24 protein-coding genes and 1 pseudogene are annotated in these 24,202 nt (G+C 35.6%); 13 read left to right on the forward strand and 12 right to left on the reverse strand.

Translation table 11 applies throughout. From position 1 onward, the window contains the following. The coding region (locus tag F893_RS18175; protein WP_005254588.1) for a factor H binding protein domain-containing protein at nucleotides 1-847 on the forward strand (847 nt) is incomplete at its 5' end. An 89-nt stretch (nucleotides 848-936) separates the two neighbouring features. Then, nucleotides 937-2,337, forward strand: coding sequence for a surface lipoprotein assembly modifier (locus tag F893_RS16890; RefSeq protein WP_005254590.1), 1,401 nt, complete (start codon nucleotides 937-939; stop codon nucleotides 2,335-2,337). Between the two features lie 132 nt (nucleotides 2,338-2,469). Here the strand turns inward: F893_RS16890 and F893_RS16895 are convergent. Further along, nucleotides 2,470-3,617, reverse strand: a protein-coding gene (locus tag F893_RS16895; protein WP_155757273.1) for an IS3 family transposase whose coding sequence is annotated in 2 segments (ribosomal slippage) — nucleotides 2,470-3,371 and nucleotides 3,371-3,617 — 1,149 coding nt in all. Because the reading frame shifts where the segments join, the coding sequence is not laid out codon by codon here. Between the two features lie 113 nt (nucleotides 3,618-3,730). Here F893_RS16895 and F893_RS18495 point away from each other — a divergent pair. Next, nucleotides 3,731-3,881, forward strand: a pseudogene (locus F893_RS18495) (DNA-binding protein); the annotation flags it as partial. Nucleotides 3,882-4,285: 404 nt separating this feature from the next. Here the strand turns inward: F893_RS18495 and F893_RS16905 are convergent. From F893_RS16905 to F893_RS16920, 4 genes are all read right to left on the reverse strand, one after another. Beyond that, complete coding sequence (locus tag F893_RS16905) at nucleotides 4,286-5,581, reverse strand: Y-family DNA polymerase (protein ID WP_005254595.1); 1,296 nt, start codon at nucleotides 5,579-5,581, stop codon at nucleotides 4,286-4,288. Beyond that, nucleotides 5,578-6,159, reverse strand: coding sequence for a LexA family protein (locus tag F893_RS16910; protein WP_005254597.1), 582 nt, complete (start codon nucleotides 6,157-6,159; stop codon nucleotides 5,578-5,580). Before F893_RS16910 ends, F893_RS16905 begins: the two co-directional genes overlap by 4 nt. Nucleotides 6,160-6,572: 413 nt before the next feature. Further along, nucleotides 6,573-6,803 carry a hypothetical protein gene (locus F893_RS16915; protein WP_005254599.1) on the reverse strand — a complete coding sequence of 77 codons (231 nt, stop codon included), beginning with the start codon at nucleotides 6,801-6,803 and terminating at the stop codon, nucleotides 6,573-6,575. Next, nucleotides 6,800-7,429 carry an AAA family ATPase gene (locus tag F893_RS16920; protein WP_005254607.1) on the reverse strand — a complete coding sequence of 210 codons (630 nt, stop codon included), beginning with the start codon at nucleotides 7,427-7,429 and terminating at the stop codon, nucleotides 6,800-6,802. Before F893_RS16920 ends, F893_RS16915 begins: the two co-directional genes overlap by 4 nt. Nucleotides 7,430-7,879: 450 nt before the next feature. Between F893_RS16920 and repM the strand changes: the two genes are divergently transcribed. The 4 genes from repM (at nucleotide 7,880) to F893_RS16945 (ending at nucleotide 13,636) form a co-directional block, all read left to right on the forward strand. Further along, a complete protein-coding gene (gene repM / locus F893_RS16925; RefSeq protein ID WP_005254609.1) occupies nucleotides 7,880-8,794 on the forward strand; it encodes a replication initiation protein RepM in 915 nt (304 codons plus the stop codon). Between the two features lie 632 nt (nucleotides 8,795-9,426). Next, nucleotides 9,427-9,750 carry a type II toxin-antitoxin system HicB family antitoxin gene (locus F893_RS16935; RefSeq protein ID WP_005254613.1) on the forward strand — a complete coding sequence of 108 codons (324 nt, stop codon included), beginning with the start codon at nucleotides 9,427-9,429 and terminating at the stop codon, nucleotides 9,748-9,750. A gap of 850 nt (nucleotides 9,751-10,600) precedes the next feature. Further along, complete coding sequence (gene mobC, locus F893_RS16940) at nucleotides 10,601-11,122, forward strand: plasmid mobilization relaxosome protein MobC (RefSeq protein ID WP_005254614.1); 522 nt, start codon at nucleotides 10,601-10,603, stop codon at nucleotides 11,120-11,122. A gap of 3 nt (nucleotides 11,123-11,125) precedes the next feature. Further along, the gene (locus F893_RS16945; RefSeq protein WP_005254617.1) at nucleotides 11,126-13,636 is read left to right on the forward strand and encodes a relaxase/mobilization nuclease domain-containing protein; all 2,511 of its coding nucleotides are present in this window, start codon (nucleotides 11,126-11,128) and stop codon (nucleotides 13,634-13,636) included. A gap of 17 nt (nucleotides 13,637-13,653) precedes the next feature. Here F893_RS16945 and F893_RS16950 read toward each other — a convergent pair whose 3' ends face one another. Then, complete coding sequence (locus F893_RS16950; protein WP_005254618.1) at nucleotides 13,654-14,004, reverse strand: hypothetical protein; 351 nt, start codon at nucleotides 14,002-14,004, stop codon at nucleotides 13,654-13,656. Nucleotides 14,005-14,566: 562 nt separating this feature from the next. Between F893_RS16950 and F893_RS16955 the strand changes: the two genes are divergently transcribed. From F893_RS16955 to F893_RS16970, 3 genes are all read left to right on the forward strand, one after another. Beyond that, nucleotides 14,567-14,911, forward strand: coding sequence for a helix-turn-helix transcriptional regulator (locus tag F893_RS16955; protein ID WP_005254619.1), 345 nt, complete (start codon nucleotides 14,567-14,569; stop codon nucleotides 14,909-14,911). A 224-nt stretch (nucleotides 14,912-15,135) separates the two neighbouring features. Next, nucleotides 15,136-16,268, forward strand: a protein-coding gene (locus F893_RS17780) for an IS3 family transposase (RefSeq protein ID WP_227554019.1) whose coding sequence is annotated in 2 segments (ribosomal slippage) — nucleotides 15,136-15,388 and nucleotides 15,388-16,268 — 1,134 coding nt in all. Because the reading frame shifts where the segments join, the coding sequence is not laid out codon by codon here. Between the two features lie 99 nt (nucleotides 16,269-16,367). Next, a complete protein-coding gene (locus F893_RS16970; protein WP_005254620.1) occupies nucleotides 16,368-17,051 on the forward strand; it encodes a metallophosphoesterase in 684 nt (227 codons plus the stop codon). Between the two features lie 490 nt (nucleotides 17,052-17,541). Here F893_RS16970 and F893_RS16975 read toward each other — a convergent pair whose 3' ends face one another. Together F893_RS16975 and F893_RS16980 are read right to left on the reverse strand one after the other, a co-directional pair. Further along, the gene (locus F893_RS16975) at nucleotides 17,542-18,276 is read right to left on the reverse strand and encodes a YaaW family protein (protein WP_005254622.1); all 735 of its coding nucleotides are present in this window, start codon (nucleotides 18,274-18,276) and stop codon (nucleotides 17,542-17,544) included. A gap of 15 nt (nucleotides 18,277-18,291) precedes the next feature. Further along, complete coding sequence (locus F893_RS16980) at nucleotides 18,292-18,552, reverse strand: DUF4258 domain-containing protein (RefSeq protein ID WP_005254624.1); 261 nt, start codon at nucleotides 18,550-18,552, stop codon at nucleotides 18,292-18,294. A 147-nt stretch (nucleotides 18,553-18,699) separates the two neighbouring features. On the opposite strand from F893_RS16980, the gene F893_RS16985 reads away from it, so the two are divergent. Continuing rightward, nucleotides 18,700-20,847, forward strand: coding sequence for a dynamin family protein (locus F893_RS16985; protein WP_005254626.1), 2,148 nt, complete (start codon nucleotides 18,700-18,702; stop codon nucleotides 20,845-20,847). Nucleotides 20,848-21,392: 545 nt separating this feature from the next. Here the strand turns inward: F893_RS16985 and F893_RS16990 are convergent. Both F893_RS16990 and F893_RS16995 read right to left on the reverse strand, forming a co-directional pair. Further along, nucleotides 21,393-21,719: a hypothetical protein gene (locus F893_RS16990; protein WP_005254628.1), complete on the reverse strand. Its 327-nt coding sequence runs from the start codon at nucleotides 21,717-21,719 to the stop codon at nucleotides 21,393-21,395. After that, nucleotides 21,716-22,138, reverse strand: a complete 423-nt coding sequence (locus F893_RS16995) for a hypothetical protein (protein WP_005254629.1) — start codon at nucleotides 22,136-22,138, stop codon at nucleotides 21,716-21,718. The genes F893_RS16990 and F893_RS16995 overlap by 4 nt, the downstream gene beginning before the upstream one ends. Before the next feature lie 103 nt (nucleotides 22,139-22,241). On the opposite strand from F893_RS16995, the gene F893_RS17000 reads away from it, so the two are divergent. Continuing rightward, the gene (locus F893_RS17000) at nucleotides 22,242-22,565 is read left to right on the forward strand and encodes a hypothetical protein (RefSeq protein WP_005254631.1); all 324 of its coding nucleotides are present in this window, start codon (nucleotides 22,242-22,244) and stop codon (nucleotides 22,563-22,565) included. Nucleotides 22,566-22,691: 126 nt separating this feature from the next. Here F893_RS17000 and F893_RS17005 read toward each other — a convergent pair whose 3' ends face one another. Further along, nucleotides 22,692-22,916: a DUF2798 domain-containing protein gene (locus F893_RS17005; RefSeq protein ID WP_005254632.1), complete on the reverse strand. Its 225-nt coding sequence runs from the start codon at nucleotides 22,914-22,916 to the stop codon at nucleotides 22,692-22,694. Nucleotides 22,917-22,929: 13 nt separating this feature from the next. Then, entirely contained in the window at nucleotides 22,930-23,262 is a 333-nt protein-coding gene (locus F893_RS17010) for a hypothetical protein (RefSeq protein WP_004282109.1), read from the reverse strand. Nucleotides 23,263-23,504: 242 nt separating this feature from the next. Between F893_RS17010 and F893_RS17015 the strand changes: the two genes are divergently transcribed. After that, a complete protein-coding gene (locus F893_RS17015; RefSeq protein WP_004811709.1) occupies nucleotides 23,505-24,116 on the forward strand; it encodes a recombinase family protein in 612 nt (203 codons plus the stop codon). The last annotated feature ends 86 nt before the right edge of the window (nucleotides 24,117-24,202 follow it).

Consider the following 24,202-nt stretch of genomic DNA (forward strand, 5'->3'; position numbering starts at 1 on the left):
TGAAAAGGCTGCTGCTGAGAAGGCTGCTGCTGAGAAGGCTGCTGCTGAAAAGGCTGCTGCTGAGAAGGCTGCCGCTGAAAAGGCTGCTGCTGAGAAGGCTGCCGCTGAAAAGGCTGCTGCTGAGAAGGCTGCTGCTGAAAAGGCTGCTGCTGAAAAGGCTGCCGCTGAGAAAGCTGCTGCTGAGAAGGCTGCTGCTGAAAAGCAAAAAGAAATTGATGACGCAAAAGGTCTTACTAGTTACTACCCAATTAACACGATTACAGCTAATTTTAATGGTGGGAAAGCTACTACCAATAATCTAACTAAAGCATCTGGCACACAGTCTGTTGTTTATAATCAGCCCTATTCTGTTGTTTTAGGTAATTATTCTGGCGATCTTTCTTATAACAATAAGACTGGCGCATTAATAAGCGATGATCGTACATCTAATATTAAAATCCAAGGTTTGAAAACAACTGTTGATGCAATACCAACTTTAGGTACTGCTACTTATACAGGTAAAGCATTTAATGGTGCTTATATTGATACGACAACTATTGATTACAGCGGAATGATCCCATCTATTTCGACAACATCGAAATTGGCTGAAGGTACTTTAGATTATAATATTAACTTTACTGATCGCTTAGGTTCAGGATCAATCACTGGCTTAGGTAATACTATTAGCCTAGAACAAGGTTCTATTTCTGGAACTGGAATCACTTCAACAGCTAAACAATTAACTAATACTGGTACATATTCATTAGACTTTTATGGCAAAAAAGCTGAAGAAATTGCTGGTAAAGTCATTTTTAATGGTAAAGATACCGTTGGCTTTGGCGGTACACGTGGTGAAATTACTAAATAAAATCTTATTTTAGTCCCCACTTATCTATAGACCGTCTGAAATTAAATATAATTTCAGACGGTTTTTGTCATTCTATTGGTAGCCATTTGATGAATATCAAATATTTAGTAATTCTTTCAGTAACATTTTCTAGCACTGCATTTTCTCAAGAATTACCACCAGCTCAAACAGTATTTTTTGAGCAAGATTCATTTATTCAACCTGAATTATTACTTAAAAAAACAGTAGATAAAGATTTAAAGCTTTCTACACTACCTCCAAACTCAAGTTTAGAAGATTATATTAATCAAGCCATTATTCATAAAGACTGGAAAGAACTTGAGAAACTACTAGATAAATACAGAAAAACTGATAATTACGATCACATTTTATACGAGTATGGCTTAGGTGCTTTATATCGTTTTCAAGGAAAGCAAAAGAAAGCCATAGAAATGTACCAAGAGATTATTACAAAGAATCCAAATTTATATTATCCCCGTTTTGATCTAGCCATGATGTTATTTGAAAATAAACAATATACTGAAGCTAAAAATGAATTTAGAGCAGTAAGACCTTTTCTTCCTACTCAGATCCAAGCATTAATAGATCAGCTATTGAGTACTATGGAAGAGTCTCAAGGATGGCAACCAAACGTAAATTTTAATTTTGAAAAAACAGATAATGTTAATCAATCATCGAGTATAAAAGAGATTTCTATTGGAAAAGCAACTTTCATACGTGATCAGGAATCACTACCACAAAAGGCAGAAGGTATCGGTTATACGCTGAATGCATCACGTGAACAAAATATGATGAGCAATCATTATGTATATTTTAATGCAACATTAAACGGTATTCATTATTGGGATAATACAGAATTTAGTGAGCAAACCTTACGTATCGATACTGGTTACAAGTATAAAGATCTTAAGCAATCCTTAGGCATAATTCCATTTATTGGGCAAAATATACTAGGTGATAGTCGTTACAGTCATAACTATGGTGCAGGATTAGAATATAACCGATTATTATCAGATCGCTGGCAAGTTTCTGCTAATACATCTCATATCCAAAAACGATATCAGGATTCAGATCTTGCACAATATTATAATGGTCATGCTAATAGTCAGGCTGCATTGATGCTGTATCAACCGAAATCGAAATTACTCATATATAGTGGCTTAGACTGGATGCAAGATCGCTTAGCGGACGAAGCAGAATCATCTAATAAAAAAGGTATACGAAGTGGTTTTTTATACTTTGGGGACTCATTGGGTATTAGTAGCAACATACGTTATTCTAAGCGTAATTTTTTAGCAGATAATATTTGGTATGGTATTCAACGCAAAGACAGTGAATATGAATTTGGTATAGCTACTTGGCGTAAGCAATGGCAGTGGAAAGGTTTTACTCCCAAGTTAAATTATAGATATCAAAAAATTGACAGCAATTTACCACTTTATGAGCGTAATAACGGCACATGGTTTATCACAATAGATAAAAAAATTTAAGAATAAAGGCTCTAACTGAGAGTAAGAGCCTTTCTATTATTTAACATAAAATCTCTTATACGAATCAATGATGTTAGAACCCATTTAAAGTGTTATATTTCAAAAAGTTATGCTTGAATAGCCACCAAAATTCTAGACACACCTAACCATCTTTTGATGGGCCTTTTCATAATCTAATGGAGAACGCTGACCATTGGAACCATGTCTGCGTTTTGAATTGTAGAACATCTCAATATATTCAAAGATATCAGACCTAGCTTCAGTTCTTGATGCATATAGTTTCTTCTTAATTCTTTCTCGCTTTAACAACTGAAAGAAACTCTCAGCAACAGCATTATCATGGCAATTTCCTCTGCGACTCATACTACATTCCAGATTGTGCTGCTTAAGGAATGTTTGCCATTCATGGCTCGTATATTGACTGCCTTGGTCAGAGTGAATCAGAACTTTATTCTGTGGTTTTCTCCGCCATAGAGCCATTAATAACGCATCTAAAACCAGATCTGTCGTAATTCTGGATTTTATAGACCAGCCAACTACAAGTCGTGAGAACAGGTCGATTACCACTGCGAGATACAGCCATCCTTCATGGGTACGAATATAGGTAATATCAGTCACCCATAGTTGGTTCGGCTGTGCTGGATTAAATTGGCGGTCTAAAGTGTTTGCAGCAACAACCGACGGAGTACCTGCATGAGTTCTAGGTTTGCGATAGCCACGCTGTGATTTAAGTCCATCAACTTTCATCAACCGATGCACTCGATTAATCCCACAATTCTCACCAACATCTTTCAGATCACAGTAAATCTTGCGATAGCCGTAAACCCCACCAGATTCTAACCAAAACTGTTTAATCAGTCCTGAAAGTTGTTGCCGTTTCTGGGCTGTCTTGCTGATAGGCTGCTTTAGCCATGCATAATAACCACTATGATGAACATCTAGAGTTGAACACAAACGACGGATCGGCCATATATGCTGGTTGTCCCGAATAAAGGCGTACCTCATTTGGACTGGCTTGCGAAGTACACCGCGGCCTTTTTTAAGATGTCCCGTTCTTCAGTTACTCTTTGCAGTTCTTTTCTGAGCTTTGCTAGCTCTGCAGTTGGATCTGCTGATTGAGTAACTTTGGGTTGTTGAGGATCATAGCGTTTAATCCAGGCATATAAACTATGTGTAGTTGTACCTAAACGCGCAGCAACCTCGGCCACACTATAACCTTTCTCGGTAACTTGCTTTACTGCTTCAATTTTGAATTCTTCAGGATATCGTTTACTGCTCATAAGCACCTCGTTAATTAGCCATTTTATCTAACTAAAAGGTGTCTACAAAATTAGTGGCTATTCAGTACAGGATAAAAACCCTTACAGTTTTTTAACTTTCCAAACTTTACACCATCAATAGACAAACACTTTAAAACAACTTGAAAAAGGGAATTCTAAGAGCAAGATTGATTTGGCCGAAGCTATTTGTGTTTTGGTGAATTAATTCAAAAACAGTACCTAAAAGAACCTGTAAAAATAGATAGTCCAAATTCAGCTGAAGTTCCAACACATGTTGCATCATTTTAAGAAACTATTATTGAAGTTCCCACAGCAAAAGAAACTGCTGAAATTGAAACTGATAACCAAACACAAAATAAGCACATCTCTGTTACTGAGCATGTCGATCTTGAACCTAAAAACGTGGCTTTCTTAGATGTTTTTTCATACCGTAAGATTAATCTAGGCTACATAAAAGCGTGGAACAATGATCAATAAACAATCGTTTAACATGACAAATCAACAAAGCCGAAGCAGGGCATGTTGGGATTTTTTATAAAAACCATATAATTGAAAAATAAAAAAATTTAATAATCTCATATGCAATTGATTATATTAAATAATATTTTATGCCGTGAGCCTATTTTTACATTTTTCTGCAATGAATAGCTAACTGTTTTAGCCTCATTTTATTTCTTAATCCGTAGCAACCCATCCCAGCTAAAATAGTCTCGGCTTAAACTTGCTTGCCTTGCTGACCATTTTCGATCTGGTAAATAACAAACACCGACTGCAATCTTCCTTTTACCGTATTTCTGCTGGATCTGTTCATAGGCTTGCATCAGGTTCTCATTACTTTGAATCTTCTCGTGATCTGCAAACAGTGTCGGTACATAATGCTGTTTAGCAATGAGATCTGTCAGCATCACTCCGCATTTTTTATACATCACGCCAGGCTTATAAGTTCGTTCCAATATCTTTAATGAGATCCGTATCAAGACAGTGACACTATCGGTTGGCTCTTCCAGGTCCAGCGATAGCGATTTGCTGTAATAAGGTAAATGCTTATCAAATGGATTCGATTGCACAAAGACGATGACTGTAACACAGAGAGAATGCTCAGCTCTGAGTCGTTTCACTGCATCCTGTACATACTTGGTTAAGGCTTCTTTCAGGTCATCAAGTTCTGTAATTTTTTCACCGAAGGAACGACTGGCCATAATCTGCTTTTTGGATTCAGGTGCATGTTCAAGCTCAATACATGCCTGTCCTTGTAATTCCATGACAGTTCGCTGCATCAGCACAGAAAATGCCTTCGCTAGGCGGTGTGGACTGCATTGAGCCAAATCCAAAACAGTATGAATTCCATATTGTTTTAATTTCTTGCTGTGCTGTCGTCCAACGCCCCATACTTCAGCCACATCAATCAGGCTCCAGAAATAATCTCGATGTTGTGAATGCATCTCGGCCAAATTGCATACGCCATTAAAGCGTTTGGCCTTTTTGGCCATATAGTTGGCAAGCTTGGCTTCGGTCTTGCTGCGACCAATTCCGATACAGACAGGCAAGCCAATCCATTGCTTGATCCGTGCTCGTATCTCCTGTGCATACACTGTTAAATCGAAACTTTGGGTATAGGCAGTGAGCTTTAAAAATGACTCATCAATCGAATAGATTTCCTGTTCATCCGGTGCTACATATTGCCCCAAGATGGTATGAAAGCGACGTGACATTTCAGCATATAAGGGATAGTTACTCGACAGTACTTCGACTTTATGCTGTTCGATGAGGTCCTGGATCTGAAATAGCGGCACACCCATTTTGATGCCTAAATCTTTGGCTTCCTGTGAACGTGCCACGACACAACCATCGTTATTGGATAACACCACGACAGGACGATGATCTAATCCAGGATTGAATAAACGCTCACATGAGACGTAGCAATTATTAACATCGACGAGCGCATAGATTTCTTGGCGACTCATTTAAAGCTCTTAATCAGTTTAGTGACTACACCCCAAATGACTAACTGCTGACCTTCTGATGGATAAATATCAGAATATTCCTCATTTTCAGCTTTCAGCCAACACCCTTGTGCATCTTTCATTAAGCGTTTGACCGTAAATGCATTGTCTAACCAGACCACCACAATATCCCTGTGCTTGGCTTCAATACTGCGATCAACAATTAGTTCATCATTGATATCAATACCGATATTCAGCATGGATTGTGAGTCCGCCTTGACAATAAAAGTAGCCGTTTCATTTCTGATCAGATGTTCGTTCAGATCAACTTTTTTATCTATAGAGTCTTCTGCGGGTGAAGGAAAACCTGCCCGGACCCGCTCTGTTGCCAATGGAATTTCCATTTGCGTCACAGGGTCAAGCTGACGGATATCCTTAATTTCATGCTGTGGTGGCTTGTCTTGTAAAAGTGCTTTAATATCAGGGATACGTGCTTTTGGTACACGAATCACTTTGGTCACTTGATCAGGTTTCGGTTTACGCCCTGCTCCTGCTCTACGCCCACCATGTTTTTGAGGTTCACCCTCTATCATCGTCATACTCTGCCCCCTTATTAAATCTTGAAAAATGTAACTTTATTCAAGATTCTAATGAGAATTCATCTTTTTTCAAGATGGAAGTCAATCTAACTATTGCGGAATGCTTTATTTTAAGGGGTTGTCTAATATTTTTTCCGATGAATGGTGGTATTAGTCATAAGAATTCTTTATTAGTTATTTTCTTTGTTGCATAAAACTATCTTTTTAAAGATAGTGTTTCACTTAATTATTCAAATTTAAATGCCAATTTGGGTATACCATTGAAGACGCTATTCAGGTATTCAAGTACCCTAGACATATGTAAACCTATCATTAATAAAAAAATCCCTTAATGGTTAAGGGATTTTTTTATATTGAAATTAATTTAATCTTGAAACTAAAATAGTTTCTTATTAGTTTCAAATAAGTTGCTATTATTCGCTAAGTTTCTTCAAAGCAAATCTGATAATGCCGTTATGTGTTTGGCCATATTTTTCAGCTAACTCAACCAATAACTGATACTCATATTCGTTCATTGGAATCGTGTGTGTCTTAAATTTTCTAGGTGCTTTCGGATTTAATTTTTGAGTAATTTCTTCATTAGCACCATTGATGAAGGTTTCCATATCAGGAGAATTTTTTACAAGCTCTCTTTTCTTAATCATGCTAATAATTCCTTCATAAAAGCATCGAACTCTTCAACTGCTTTTGGATTATTTGATTCAACTACACCTTTCCCTTCAGCAGTGACATCACGGTAAACCTTGCGATCATGGATTACTGATGACAAAGCTGTGAACAATGGAAAATCCATCAGGTACTCATTAGCTTGCTGTATTTCAGATACAGCTGGATTGGTTGGTGCCAAAGTTAAGAGTCCAAATGATTTCAGAGTTTCATTAAATGATTTGGCTTGATCTATGACTTCAGATAAATGAGGTAAAGTATCCAAATCAAATTGTGATGGTCTAAATGGCACTACAAGGTAATGAGCAGCTAACATTGCTGTTCTGAGCTCTTTGCTATCATGACCAGCTACATCAACTACTACATAGTCATAACGACTATCTAGATCTTTCAACGTATTTTTAATGTCCCCGTAACGTTGAATACAATGTACTTTAGGTAGCTTTGTCTCATCTCTGTCTTTAACCCAATTAGCTGAACTTTGTTGAGGATCTGCATCAACTAATACAATATCTTTGTTATGTTTAGCTAGATATGCTGCAATGTTGATGGCTATTGTTGACTTACCACATCCACCTTTTTGGCTTCCAATTAATAGAATCATTTTACTTTTATTTTGCAACTAATTTGTATTTAATATAGTTGTATTTTTGATTGTTGTAAATAATTACTCAAAAAATTCTATTATCTAGATACTTTGTCATTAGTCTACATTTTCCCACCTAAATTAGAGTTATGCTTCATAATGATTCATCACTGTAAATTGATATTCGTAAAACAAGAAATTCTCTTAAATTTTTAAACAATAAGCTTTTTATTTTTAATATTTTTAATATTTTTATTTTTAAGACATCTGTAAGCCTTGTATAGCAAGTGTTTCAGAGGTTATTAGTCTACATTTTCCCACCTTCAAGTCTACATTTTCCCACCTTCAAGTCTACATTTTCCCACCTTCAAGTCTACATTTTCCCACCTTCAAGTCTACATTTTCCCACCTTGTGCATACATAGATAATTAGTGTATCCTAATTAGATAATTAAATGGGGACGTCTCAGTGAAAAATGAGCTCGTAGTTAAGGATAATGCGTTAATCAATGCCAGCTATAATTTGGATACAACAGAACAACGATTGATTCTATTGGCAATTGTACGGGCAAGAGAGCTAAGTAAGAATGTGGATGCCAATAGCACGTTAGAGGTTCATGCTCATCATTATATGAAGCAATTTAATGTGGATAAGCATGCAGCCTACGAGGGACTTAAAAATGCAGCCAGCAATCTATTCGAGCGCAAATTCAGTTACAAGGGCATTCATGAGGGTACTCAACAGGAAAAGATCGTGAAATCACGTTGGGTTTCCAAAATAGCGTATGTTGATTCCGCTGGGATTGTAGAGCTGACTTTTGCACCTGATGTCATCCCATTGATTACCCAGTTAGAGAAGTCATTTACTGCTTACGAGCTTAAACAGATTAGCTCTCTTACGAGTAAATATGCAATTCGTCTTTACGAATTACTAATTCAATGGCGCAGTCTTGGCAAGACACCTATGTTTGAGTTAGAAGACTTTCGCTTTAAGCTTGGATTAGCAGAGGGTGAATATGCCAAGATGGCTAATTTCAAAGCTCGGGTACTCGATACTGCATTAACCCAAATTAATGAATTAACAGATATCGTTGCTTCTTACGATCAGCATAAAAATGGACGTTTGATTAGTGGTTTCTCATTTAAGTTCATAAATAAGCAGCAACCTAAGGAAGTCACTAATACAAAAGCTAAGAAGCTAACAGACAAGCAGATTCAATTCTTTGCTAACAAGCTAGCTCACTATGATCCATTTGCAAGCCAAAAAGCTGCAGTAGGGGAAAGCTATGCTGATTTAGAAAAAAGACTTCTGATTGAATTACAAGATGCTGAGGTTATCAGAAAGTATACTGATGTTCTAAAAGAGTTAGGGTTTGAGATATAAATTGCAACTATATTAGTTGTATTATGAATCTAATTTAGTTTTTTAATGATTTCGTTTTGATTGTAAAGTAATGAGTATTAAATAATTCATTTGTTAACTGTTCAGCCTGTACGAGTAAAATCGCAGTCGCATAAAGCCATATCAGATGGATAGATACTTCTTAAAGATGCTTCACAAAAGCTTAAAGGCATTATGGGTTCCTTGAATGGATATCATGAAATTTTTACATATCAAATGCAGTAATTTAATTAACAGATACTAACTAGGCAAAATAAAAGGGCATTAAGCCCTTTTTCCTCTATTACAACTGATACTAAGAAAATTTAAATTTTCCAATATCGGTATTACCTCTTTAGGATCACAGAGATGTTTTTTCATCTCCTGTTGTACATGCCAACTTTTTCAATAATTGTCTTAAACGACAAGTTAAATCTCTCAGCAAGCCAAGCGACTGTTATATGTTTTGGCAATTCCTCTTTTTTTCACTCGCTATGTAGCCACACGGTTTTTAAAACACCGGGGCAAGGCGATCCTCGTATTAATCTTCAAGATGATAGCGGAAAGGCTAAACCTTATCAGGTTAGGCAAGTATTAGCTGCTCTTGATAAACTTAAAACATTTTGAGGTGTCAAATGGATAGCAAACAATATACTTATCGTGTTACATGGTCAGCAGAAGATAATGAGTATGTTGGTCTATGTGCCGAATTTCCATCACTGTCTTGGCTCGATAAAGAACAATCCAAAGCATTCTCTAGGATTGTTGATCTTGTTGGTGAAGTTGTAGCAGATATGATCAGTAATAATGAGAAATTACCAGTACCGCTTTCAGAAAAAAAATATAGCGGACGGTTTGCTGTTTGTGTTCTATCAATGGTTCATCAAAAACTAGCACTTGAAGCGGCTGAGCATGGTGTGAGTATGAATCGTTTGGTATCGGCAAAATTGGCTATGTAGTTTTCTATTTTGACAGTCTACTTGGAATGAAAATGACTGGTAGGCCACAAATAGGAATGGGAGGCTGACTTATCCATTATTTCGCATATAAGGAAACATAAATTCATAATAAGTATTAATAGAATTTATGTATTAATTTCATAAGATAGAATAATAAATTTAAAAAATTGTGATGCACTTCACATACTGTCCGTTTCTAACAAAAAACCGTCCGTTTCTAACAAAAACAAAAGTGTTACATCCCCAAATTAAAACGTTACATGTCACGAGTTAAACCTGAAATTTGAAAGATAGATGTGTGTTATTTTTCTTCATTGTTAATTATTAATTAATTGATATTTATCTAAAATATTATTTTATTTAGCAGGGGAATCAAATTCATTGAAAATAAGAATACGATGCTGAAAACGATATAAATTTGATGAATAACTCAAAAATAAATAAAAAAACAAACCTCAACACATTTTTTAAAGAAATCTGCATAATTTCAAGCCAATTTCAAATTTTTTAAGATTTTTTAGATATAAATCTATATCAATGAACATTAATTCGAGATTGAACGCTAATTTACAACTCGTTTCCGTTTGAGAAATAAAGTAACTCTTTCAAAAAAATAGATGATTTCGTTCAAAAAAAATCGAAATTCGACGGATGGGATTTGAATTTTTTAATTCCTTTATGCTTGGGATTCAGGAGGGGAAATTGTTCTTAAAAAGAGCAGTTTATTAAGCAAGCCTACCTGTAGCTACAAAAATAAAGTTCTACGAACTTCACTTTTGGTACGCAACAGGGCTTGTTAGGGGCGACCCCCTAAGACCCCATAAATCACCAATCCGAACAGGATAGATAAATGAAAAGGACCAAACGTGAAATCACGAAGCGACTTCGTTTTAATGCCGAACAGGGGGCGCAGTTAGATAGTTTTCTTCAGGAACATGGAATTGGATTTACCAAGCTGATTCATATCCTTATTCAGCGCGAGTTATGTCGATATTGGCCACTTGTTCACCAGACCAGTGAAGAACAAGCCCTTAGTGAACCTTCTAAGCTGTGGCAGTCCGTACCACTCAAAAAAAGATCCTTAAAAAATACAGTGGGTCGCCCGATACCCAGTGCCGACCCTCAACTCTTACTGGAACTTGGCCGAATCGGAAATAATATCAACCAGATTGCACGTTCACTGAACTTCTTATGTCTTCAACAAACTGAAGACATTCAGAAGTTTTCCTTTGTCGATTGCGTGGATGTTCTGGTCACGATTCAGTCTGATTTACATCAATATCTTCCTGTGCTCCCAAAATATTTTGTTTCTGATCAGCTTGCGAAAAACAGAAAAGCAAAAGCAATTCAAAGGGTAATGGAGGATCGATAGATTATGCTCATTAAATTTTTAAAGTCAGGCACAGGCGATCCAAAGCTGGCAGCAGCCTATGTAACAGGTGAGCAGGATCATCAAGGTGACCGACGAGCAGGAGTAAAAATCCTGAGAGGAGATCCTGCCACCTTTGCGATCATTGCTGAAAGTATCAAGTTTCAATACTGCTACACCTCTGCAGTGATTGCCTGGTCGCCCGAAGACCATGTATCGGATGCACAGCTTGAAGAAGTTTTGGATCTGTTTGAGGAACATGCTTTTGCCGGATTGAGTCCAGAACAATATCACATGACAGCTGTAATGCATGCTGAGGATAATGGCTCACGCCATCTACATATACTGGTCCCTCGAATTGAACTGAATTCAGGAAAATCATTAAACATTGCTCCACCAGGACATCATCATTACTTTGACCCACTGCGTGATTTTTTAAACCATAAATATGGTTGGGCAAGACCTGATGACCCTACCCGTATAAAGAGCATAAAACTTAAAAATCATCATGAGATGCAAAACGCAGCTGCAATTAAAGCCGGTATGCAGCATCTGCCCAAAAAGACCCGTTTGGAGTTAATTCACCAATATGTAGAACAACGCATTGTCTATGGAATCATCAATAACCGAGATGATTTGCTCAAGAGTCTGTCCGAACTTGGTGAGTTAAGTCGAAAAGATGATCACTACATTTCACTTAAGACCAGTTATGGAACAGACCGTTTAAAAGGGAAGTTTTATCATGCAGAGTTTTCATTCGATGCTTACCGAAAAAATCGAGCAGGACCGGAAGCAGCACGAGCAGTATTGCCTGGACATCCGGCAGGACTTGCAGCACCTTCAGCAGAACTCACAGAATGCCTTAAGCGACTTGAACAAGTTCGAAGAAAACGTTTTACGTATCACCAAAAATATTATCGAACCGGAATTCCTGCGACTGGAGAGTCTCTCGAACCACTATCAGGATTATCGGCAGAGCCTGGAGCAACAGTTAAAGCAAAGCTTGGCAGAAACCCAGACTATCGATCTGGAATTGATGTTGTACAACATCAAAACCGACACCCAATTTCAGGACATTCTGAAGCTACATCAGCGCCAACAGAAAATCTTGCAAAATCTACAGATCGATTTGAGCAGGAACAGGGAATTACTCGACCAGATACAGCAGAGCAGCGAGCAAGAGCAACAGAACAGCAGTGCACTACGCAACGACCTTCTCAACATGATGCCATTGCTGAAACAAATACAGCAGCAATGCCGCAACAACAGCTCTCAAGCGAAATTAGCAGAACAGTTAAGCCATCAGCTTGGAGATGGAATCAGCTTGATACAGCAGCTCCATCAGCAATGCAAAAAAATACTGTGGTGTCTTGGGATATTCGGCACATTCAGCATGCTGTCACTGCTCAGGGATTTTATCTAAATATCGGAGTGCAACATGATAGAAACATTGTTACAAACCCAAAAAAACCAGTTGATTCTCCAGCTAAAGGGCATGATTCAAGCTTTGGAACAAAAAACGGAAGTACTTCAGGAGGAAGCCCGGCATTACCAGCAGGTCTTCGAAGCCCAAAAAGCATACATCGACGAACTCATGAAGTCACAAAAGCTTCAGAACGACTATCAGGAGCTTATGCGCAAAGAAAACATTCTTATGATGAAGAAGCTGAACGATATGAAGCAGAAACTAATCGAGAGAGACAAGATCCTCAGGCGCTATCAAGACGAAATCAAGAAAGAGATATCTTACAAAGAACTAATCGATTCTTTAACGGTATTTGGGCGCGAATTAGAGCTACGTTTAAAACTGTTATTGACCAGCTCACACCTTCGCCCACTGATACAGGAAGAACTCCAGAGCAGTTTAAGACCGTATCTAAACGCCTTGAGACAGTTGGAATCGATCGACTGGTCAACCTTGCAAGACGAAGAGCTGAACACCGAAAACTTATTGAGCATGTTAGAAGAGTTAAAGCAGAAATAGAGGCCAGTAACCAACCAAAAAATGATCCTCTTGTGATAAAAACTATCAGTGCCGAATTGAAGAAAATGAAAATACGATATACAGATTTATATTTGGATGACGCGTATATATATGCAAATAAGGCTGAAGGCTGCTTTCATGACTTATGTGATCCAAACATCGCACCCGAAAGTAAAAAAATGGATATGGAGGGATACATCCACTTTATAGAAGAATGTTTAAATGAGTTCAGGGTGCAGTTGCCGCGGATGAATACCGGGGAAACTGAGGGATTTGAGAAGCTGATGACAGTCGTTGAATTGCATATTAAAGAACTCAATACCACTAACCTAGAGATAGGGCCAACAATTGACTTAAACGAGGCACAGCAGTATCTGGGAGATATGGTTCAGGATGTTCGAGAAAAACTGGCCCAAAGGCTAACCGAGCTATCCGAAGATTCACATTTAGATCATCAAAATGATGCAGTACTTTCACCAAGAGAATCCGAGCCAACTCGGTCGAGTAGCTCGGATTATGATGCCTACTTTTAAAGAGGCACCCTCGCCGATCAGTAAACAGTCTTAGGGAACTTATGACGACGTGGGGTGGACTGAGTCCGTTTTACCCAACCTTCTGGATATTCTTGACTGTAAGAATCATGGTAATGACCTGACCAATATTCCTGATTGTCTTCATCTTGGCATTCGTGAACTTGAGAAAAGTTGTAGGTGCTCTGTTGAGCTACAACATGTTGCTGAAATATCTTTTCAGCTGTTTTTTCCGCCTGATCTAAAGCTATGAAAATATCGAGCAAGGCTTGGCGCTGTTGATGGTTCAGAACTTTAGCACCTTCGATAATCAGCTGTTTAGCGAGGTTTTTTGGCATGCATGGGTTTGCATCATTGAATTTAGTATGCATAGCAGTTTCCTAGATAAGAGTTTAACTATCTCCATCACTTCTCACGGTAATGGAGGCAACTTAACAGGGGTGAGAATACTGAATCTAGGATCAGCCAGCACGAAGCTGCCCTGCTAAGCTACCATAAGAACTGCTTAACAGTAGGCAAAAAAATAGCCGCAAGTGCGACATTTAATTGCACCTAGATTTTATCAGGTTCTCACGCCTGAGCACAGATTTTGCTGTGTTGAAATAAGATTATCCAGTAAATAGCAGTGCGTCAAGGTCCTGATCAGTAGTCCTTATAAAAACTGAAAAATAAATAATCAAAGAATGTCAGGAGCTCAATTTATTTTATTATAAAAAAGAGAGGTTCAGTATGAGCCAATGGAGAAGATAAAATGACATGCTCCTCATTCTCAGTGTGTATCAGAAAGAATCTATATGGTATTAGGTGCAAATATTTGCACATAACTGGCAATTAAAACAGGATATGTGCAATATTAGGACTTAATGACTTTAGGATTGACCAGATTTTTCTATGCCATAAGGTCATAAAATATCTAAATGTGAGTGATGAATAATGATGTATTCTGAAAATGACAGTCCAGTGTATATTGCATCAGTCTTGGGAGAGCGCTTAAAACGCATTCGATTAAATCGAGATATGACACAAGCTGAAGTTGCTAGTAAAGCGTGGGTCAGTCGGAGAACGGTTTTAAATGCTGAGAAAGGTAATGTGAAACTTTCGGATTTAATTGCAATTCTATCTGCATTAAACATGATTAATAATTTCAATGTCTTAATACCTGCAGAGTCATTTTCACCTATACAGTTACTTAAGCTAAAAGGCAAAGTTCGCAAAAGAGCATCAGGTAATAACAAGCCACCTGTACTGCAACTGGCAAAACCAAAATCAGATTGGTGACACACATTTTCGATACAGGACTTATAAGTATTAAGATCATGTATGAATGGGCTAACCAAAAGTAAAAATTCGTCCGGAACTATTTTTGCGATTAAGGTAGGTTGAAGGTCTGTGGTTAGTGAAAATATTATTCATGAGAGGTGGATCAGGAAATTTGAACAACACTTATAAGTGATATTTTGCTCCCCAAATGATGTTATAAACATCAATATATGGAGTATTTTATGACACGTAGACCAAGAAGAAATCATTCAAATGACTTTAAAGCTAAGGTAGCACTTGCTGCGATTAAAGCAGAAAAAACACTTGCTGAATTGAGTGCTGAATTTGATGTTCATCAAAACCAAATTATTGACTGGAAAAATCAACTGATTTCAGCTTCCTCGCAAGCTTTCGATCAATCAAAAGCTCCAACAGAACCACCCATCGATCTAAAAAAACTACATGCAAAAATCGGTGAGCAGGCATTAGAAATTGATTTTTTAGAAGGTGTGTTGAAGAAACTGGGCCGCTTCAACCACAAAAGTTAATCGATGACTCACTTCAGATTTCAGTATCTAAGCAAGCTAAGCTGCTGAAAGTCTCCCGTGGTTGTTATTACTATCGCCCAAAACCTGTGAGTGAATCAGATCTGAAGCTGATGCGCTGTATGGATGAGTTACATATGCAATACCCTTTTGCAGGTAGCCGTATGATGCGTGATTTATTGAATCGTCAAGGACATCATATAGGACGACGTCATACACGTACTTTAATGAAGAAAATGGGCATTAATGCGTTATATCGTAAACCAAATCTAAGTCAGGCCAATCAAGCTCACCGTAAATATCCATATCTGCTCAAAGGATTGGCTATTCAGCGCAGTAATCAAGTGTGGTGTACGGATATAACGTATATCCCTATGGCAAAAGGCTTTGTTTATTTATGTGCTGTGATTGATTGGCATAGCCGCAAGGTACTTGCGCATAGGGTATCGATTAGTATGGAGGTGGATTTTTGTATTTCGGCTTTAAATGAAGCGATTGAAAAATATGGATCACCTGAAATATTTAATACAGACCAGGGCAGTCAGTTCACCAGTGATGCATTTATTGATGTATTGAAATCAAATGGCATTCAAATCAGTATGGATGGTAAAGGTCGATGGATTGATAATGTGATGGTTGAACGGTTATGGAGAAGCGTTAAATATGAAGAGGTGTATCTCAAAGCTTATAGCAGTGTCACCGATGCGAAAAAGCAATTGAGTGCATATTTTGAATTTTATAATTTGAAACGACCTCATTCGAGTCTGGACAAAATGACTCCAGATGAGTTTTACTATGACCAGCTACCACAACAAAATAAGGTAGCTTAACTAGAGCAGAATATCACTTATAAATAAGCTTTTAGTTGTTCAAACAAGTGGGACCACCTCTATGCATAATGCTATTAATCAGTAGGATGATGCTCCCTCATGACAAATCATATCCAGATTATAGATGGATCATCTTTCAAATCGATCTTCGTAGTAGGCGACTTGCATGGTTCTTATCACTTGTTGATGAGCCATCTCAACGCTATCGATTTTGACTTTGATAAAGATTTGTTGATATGCACGGGTGACCTAGTTGATAAAGGCAAAGAAAATTTAGAATGTTTTTCATTAATTAAAAAACCATGGTTTCGAACCGTTCGTGGCAATCACGAAGAAATGTGCATTAAAAGTCTATTTGATTCAAAGCTTAGACATTTACATGAAAGAAATGGTGGTGAGTGGTTCTATCAGTTGTCATCACATCAGCAGCATAAAATTATCAAAAGCTTTGAAGATTTACCAATCGTTATCGAGCTTGATCTTCTAGATAAACGAATAGGAGTGGTTCATGCAGATATTGATATTCATGAATGGGGCGCTTTTAAAGCAGATATCATGCAAGGTGATTACAGGATTTCAGGCATGGTATCAGCTTACACAAATGCACTATGGGGGCGTGGAAGAATAAAGAACTATTCAGATAATTATGATGTTGTAGAGAACATAGATGCTATCTATTTGGGACACACGATCGTCAAGGAAATGACCCAGTTAGATAATTGCTATTACATTGATGTGGGTTCATCCTTTACTCAAAAGCTTTGTATAACAAAAATTAAGTGAATACTTTGCAAGACTGAATACTTACTGATTTTATAGACACCTTTTAGTTAGATTTGGACTGGCACCACTCTCAACTGTAACTAAAGGGGTGTATCTCTACACCTATAAGTCTCAATATTTAAAAAAAATTAAAGTTTTTCTATTAAAAACACAAATTTTCCGACTATTGGATTTATTTTTTATTTTTTATAAAATATTGATTTTAAAATAAAAAATCATTATGGGGATTTTATTTATGGGGCATTAAACAAAAACTTACACCAAAAAAACTATCTAGAATTTTAATATTTAAAATTAAGTTATTGATTTTAATAATTAAAAAATTATATTAATTGAGTTTTTGAACAAAAAAATAATAGTCGGAAAATTTGGTTACTAGCGTGAGTTCTAACTTGTGGTGTATGACTGCACATAAGAGATTTTATGTTAAGTAAGTGATCAAAAGGCCCATTAGTAAGGCCTCTCGTAACGTATATTTCAATCTTAAAAATTAAATAGAATTGTCTTGTGAATGTTTTTTTCGTAATACTGCTATTTGTATTACAGCAGGTAGAGTTACTCGAAAAGCAGGTCCAGCTATATCAATTAAAGTCCAAGCTCCAGTAATAACCCAACCTACCGGACCTGTTAAGAGTGACATAGTTCTGGCTAAGGTAGCATTGGCAGCCAAAGTTAATCCCTTACCAAATAATGCTCGACTGATAGCATTAGCAATGATTAATGTTAATTGATAGGATTTGAACCCTCCTGCACGAAAAATAGCTTGAAAAACTCCCAGTAATGCTTCAGCAGAGTAATTTAGATCATTAATATCAAGCTCTTTTGCTAGTTCTTTTAATTCCTCTTGTGACATTTTTTCTAGAGCATCATGGAGAATTTTTAATAATAAATTGTTTTCGATAACTTCTGTTTTTGCATCTTTGTTGTAATTTACCTTTAGTTTATCGCAGACATCCATTAACACTTCACGATAGAAAACACCTTTTCCTCCCCGAAACATTGTTGCGAAACTATTTGCGCCAAAACATTGAAGTTCTGCGGCTATTAATTCCCAGTATTTACTATGATTCGGAAAATGTAACTTATACGCATCTGAATAAGTTAGTTCTTCAGTAAGTCTAGTTTCTCCATCTTTATCATGGGTTAGACAATATACTAGATCATCTAAATCAGTTGATTTAAGATGCCCTAAAAATTCAAGATCGAAATCAGTTCTATAAGCCATGTAATTTCCTCGTTCTTAATAAGCTTTATAGCTTTCATAGTCATAAGTTGTGATTACAGAACTATTATCTGTCACCACAACTACCCCACCCTTATCGATTAACTTTTTAGCTAAGGCTAGCTGTTTAGTTAGATGCTGAATTACTTTGTTTAAAAGTTTTCTATTAGTGACATAAGCATCGCCATCTATACTTCCATAATTCAAAGTGAATTCGATCATTTCTTTTGAAATTCCACGAGTATTCATGCGATTAATTGAATGATATGTATATTTCATAGTTAACCCTCGTTTTTATCTAGAGCTAGAATAAGTAAATTAAAAAAAATATGCAATACATGCATAATAAATAATTTTTACCCTAAAATATTGAGTATTGTATTTTTTTTGGGTATTCTTATTTTTTTAATAAATAAGACTTGAATTATGAATATTGATAATTTAGTAAATTTGAAAGAAATGAGAACTTTGGCTGAAATTTCACAAGCTGAAATGGCTAAAGCTTTAGATGTTTCACAAAGTCAAATTTCAAGATATGAAGAAGATCCTGAAGATGTTCCAATGAAAATTTTAAAAAAGTGGGCTGAAATATGTGGATTTTTAGAAGGTAAATTAGAACCAATTACAGTTGGACATCCTTACTTAGATATCCAAAATAAAAAAAAGACTATATATGAGCAGTTAAACTATGCCCCAGTAATTACAGAATCTAGTTCTGGAGTTATTGAGACGCTGAATATTGATAATCTTATTTCTAATCTTGATCAAATTTCTAGAAAACCTCGTTTAGGTGTTTTTGGCCACTTTGATATGGGAAAATCTAGATTATGTAATGTTTTACTAGGAGATAGTTGTTTACCAACGAGATATCAACCCACGACTAGTGTGGCATGCATCTTACGTCATATATCGGATAAACCATCTTGGCAAATAGAAGATGTATGGATGATGGATAAAGATTTTAATATTCATAAGATTAACGATGAAGAACATTGTAAAAGACATCGTGTTAAAGCAGGAAACTTAGCTTCATTAGAGAGCTATGTTACACACCAAGATGATGAAGACTTAGATAGCCATTATGCAGTGCTTTATATCGATGCTCCAATTCTCCTAGCATGTGATTTAGTGGATATGCCAGGTTATGAAAATGATGAAAATGATTCTAAAAGAACCGAATTGGCAACAACTTTTGTAGATATTGTTTTGTACCTTTCTACAGCTCAAGGCTTTTTAGGTAAAAATGACTTAGATTATATTGGTAGCTTAATAAATGTACTGCCGTCCTATGAAAGTGAAAAAATTGGATCTTTAGATAACTTATTTATTATAGCGACACGATCAGATATTATTGAAAATCAAAATGATATTTTTGATTTATTAAATAAAGCTGCTAAAAGAGCATTTAAACATCTTGAGTATAAATTTGAAGAAAGAGGGGCTGAAGAAGAAGTTACAGAGGAGTATTTCCGCAGTCGTTTCTTTACTTTTTCAGCCGATAAGAAGTATTTACGTACAGAATTTGAAAAGAATTTAGTCAATTTATTACAAGATCGCTTACCTTCTTTAGTCTCAGAAAAATTTAATACTTCCTTTCAAGAAAGTCTTGAAGCCCTTTCTCATAAATATAAAAATTTAACTGAAAATCTGGATAATATTCTTAATCAACGTGAACAGATGAAAATTCAATTGGAGTCCATGAAAGAAGATGAAAAAGTTGATTCAATAAATAGGAAAAAATACAAAGAGAAGATATTAAAAGATATCGAAATATACAAAAACGAATGTATTTCAGAGGTCAAAGTTGTCACAAAAAAGTATTTAACTGTTGATTATATTGAAAGCATGATTAAATCCAGATATGAGGATAAAAAAGAGGCTCAGCAGTTAGCTGCAAGCTATTTATCTGACTCCATACAATTCTCTATTAATAAAAAAGTTAAAGAGAAATCTGTAGAATTATCAGAGCAAATTGATGATTTATTAAAAGAATATGATAAAAAACAAAGTTTTAATAAGGATATAAAATTAGATTTTGACTCTAAAAGTATTTTTATGGGAGCTGTAGCAAGCTTAACAACGTTTGGAGCATTAGCCACATGGGCCAGTATTGTTGCAGCTGGCAGCAACTTAGGAGCCTATTTGCTTGTTCCAACAGTAGTAAGCTTTTTATCTAGTATAGGTATTAGTGTAGGCGGAACTGCCGCAGCTGCTAGTATCGTTGCAGTTTTAGGTGGTCCAATTACAATTGGTATTGGAATCGCTGTAGTAATAGGGGGAATCTTCGCATGGTTAACAGGTTCTAGTTGGCAGAAAAAAATTGCTAAAAAGCTTGTTGATTTATTTGAAAAAGAGGATTTTGAAAATAAATTAATAAAAGGTATAAGTGTGTATTGGAATGATACCTCTAAGGCTTTCGAAAGTGCTGCAAATGAAACTGAAAAAAAATTTCAAGATGAAGTTTCTAATTTAGAAAATAGTCTTAGTTGTCTAGATGATGCTACTTTAAAGGAGCACAAAGATTACTACACTGCTTTAAATTTCTTTTTAAAAAACTTAATAGCAAAATTCTGATTTATAAATAATAAAAAACCCCGGCATCCTGCCGGGGTTTTTCGTATTGGTTCGCTCGGTATAACTCCTGTCGTACCTTACAGTCCTTGTGCTTATCTCTTGTTATTCTTGTATGGAACTTCCTGTTCCCGATGAGTTCATCATAGGAAAATTCCACCTATCCTGGACAGCCGCAAAAAACCAGAATTTACGTAAGCCCAGGCGTACAAAATAGCCTAAATTTTATCCACAGCAATTGGGGATAGTTTCGCAACCTAGATCCGCATGAAATAGACATTGATCCCAAAAATGATCATTTATTAATCAATTTTCTTGGCAAAATGTTACAGATTTGCCTAAAAACTCACCAACTTATTACAGAAGCAATTTTTTGTGCATTTTGTGATCATAGTGAGATTTTTAAGTTATTGATTTTTAAATTAATATACAAGTGTACTTCGTATAACCGCCATTATGTTAAATGGATAGTTGTTTAGTGGAAAAATCAAGTTTTTGAAATTTCAAATTGAAGTTTTTTTGTTCAATTAGTAATTGTAATTTATATTCTATTGAATAACTATTTCATAACTTTTCCTATCATATTTGGCTGCATACGTAGCTACTTCTTGATTAATCTCTTTATGATTTTTATCTAAATATGAAAAGATTATTGAATCCTCATTATGCTGCTCGTAATTGATGGCGTATTTATATTCTGAATAAGGATAAAGAGTACCTAAGCTATAAGTTTTTTGAGCACTAATATAAGTTACTTTAAGGTCTGTAATTGGATAATCAGTCTGATTTTTAATAAAAATATATCCATTTTTTTCAAATGGCTGGCATCCTATAAGTAGAACTAATGTAAGACAGTAAAATAGGCTATTCTTCATTTTGGTAGTTCTTCAAGTGGTCTTATGAGTTTATTAATAACTATAACTTGTGAGGTATCACAGCCATGATCTACTTCAGTTATCCAAGAATAATTATTTTTTTCTAGAGGATAGGAGCCGCCCCCTCCATATGCTACTTTATCACCTAAAAAATAAGTGTCTGAATCTACTTTTAAGCTCTTAGTTTCTGTATTCCAATCTATAGTTTTCGTAGCAAAAATTGGCAGAACTTTAGAGCCATCAGCATGTTCTAGATATAAGCATTTACCTTCCTTAATAAGCTTAGCCTCACTATAACTTGCATTATCTGCTCCCCCTGTATAGTGAATACGTGGAACAACTATATTTGATTCTATTTTTTCTGTAACTGGACTACAGGCTGCAAGGAAAATTAATAAAATAAATTCTAATCTTTTCATATTAAAGGAATTTTTTGAGAAAATAATAGAGAAATTAAAGCAAATTATTCCAAAAAGCTCTGATTAAAAATTGTTAAAATTAGTAGACATATGAGAGAAAATTATGAAAAAATTTTTATACTTCAATTGCTTATCTTTTATTTTTACTTATTTATCTTTGTTTTATCAGAAATATACATTAGTGGATCGTATAGTTGTAGACAAACTTGAAAAAGTTAAAGTCATTGGAGGAGGATTTCCCTTACAGTTTTTAGTAGATGGTGAAATATCTCCAGGTGGGAGTATAGCGCTAGATCCTTTAAATATTATTATAGGAATAGATCAATTTATCTTCTTATATTTTATTTTTGATTATTTGTTCTGGATAAGTGTTTTATTTGCTTTTTACATAATTTTGAAAAGGTACAAACTAAAACAGATTTTCTAAAATTAACATAATACACGTTATACGAAATGCCCTTGATCAAGGGCATTTTTAGCCGCTACTTAACGTAGAATATCTTATGCAAAGTGAAAAACGACGGTCTATTGTCCTCGTTTCATATAACATTCATTATTTCAACTGAGGATAAAAAAGCTTTAAAACGATCTTTTTTGAGAAAGGAACAAGAAACAAAAGACATGGATAAGCAATAATCCAATTAATCATCCATTGTGAAAAAACAATTGATAATAAAAATTTATCTTCATTTAAAGCTCCTAGAATAGCGTTAATGCCACTCACAAAGAATGAGACAAAAAGGGGAATCAAAAACCCCTGTAATGATAGCTTGTTCATTGATTATTAAGATTTAAAATATTCTTGAACTTTTAAAATATTTTTTTGAAATATTATTAAGAGTTTCTAATATAAGATTAGAATCTTGACTGATTAGAGCAATATTAAGTTCAGACATATAATCAATTAATTGGCTTTTTGCTTTTTTTGCAAATTCAGGAGTAACTTCTTGATCTTCGTACAATAAGACGTAGTTCTTCGCAAACCCATAAATAAGAAATAAGGCCGAATTATCTAAATTATTATTGTTGCCAATTTCTTGCTCACATAAAATTTTTAACTGCTTGAAAGCATCTGTTCCATTTGGTAAAGCTTTAAAGTTTTCAAATATAAATTGGAATTTCATTTTGGGGACTCACTTAAAAAGAAACTCTACAGCTTTAGTCACTCCCAATCAATATCTAATTTTTCCAAAATTAATATGATACGTATTATACGAACTCCCAAAGCATGGCTTTCAGTCCTGCTTTTTTATCAAAAGAGTATAGCTGAATGATAGCGAGCCAAATCGCATACAATATCTATCATTAGACTTAATGCAATAATTAAATGATGTTGTTATCATTAATCTAATAGAATTAAGATTAAATGATAGAAATGAATACACGTATTTATCTACGAGCTTCAACTAAAGATCAAGATGCAAAAAGGGCTTTGCAGATTCTTCAGGATCTAAACCAAAACTTGAATTTGGGTGAAACCATTGTGTACGTGGAAAACTATAGTGGTACGAAGTTAGACCGACCTGAATTGAATAAGCTGCTGTCAGAAGCAAATCAAGGTGACACCTTGTTAGTTGAAAGTATTGACCGCTTATCACGCCTAACCCAACGAGATTTTCAAGAGCTGAAGCGCAGGATTCAGGAGAAAGGACTTCGATTAATTGTGGCAGATCTTCCTACTACCTACCAAATGATTCAAACCAGTGACACCATTACTCATTCAATCCTAGAACTCATTAATAATATGTTGATTGATCTCCTGGCAACAATGGCTCGCCTAGACAATGAGAAACGTATAGAACGTATTAAGCAGGGCCTGGCACGTTCGGGTTACAAGCCAACAGGTAAGAAAGCCAATGAGGCTAAGCACAAACGAATAAAAGAATTACTAGCAGCTGGCAATATGACTAAGGAAGAAATTGCCAAAGCAGTGAATTGTGGAGTTGCAACTGTTTATCGAGTTGCTAAAGTCATTTAAAAAGGCTTGTATCAGTGCTTCCCTTATGTCATATCTATTTACAAAGGAACAAGGCATTCTTAAAGATCAAAAGAAGGGATTAATGA

Source organism: Acinetobacter sp. CIP 102136 (genome assembly GCF_000369685.1).
In the GTDB taxonomy this organism is placed as follows: domain Bacteria; phylum Pseudomonadota; class Gammaproteobacteria; order Pseudomonadales; family Moraxellaceae; genus Acinetobacter; species Acinetobacter fasciculus.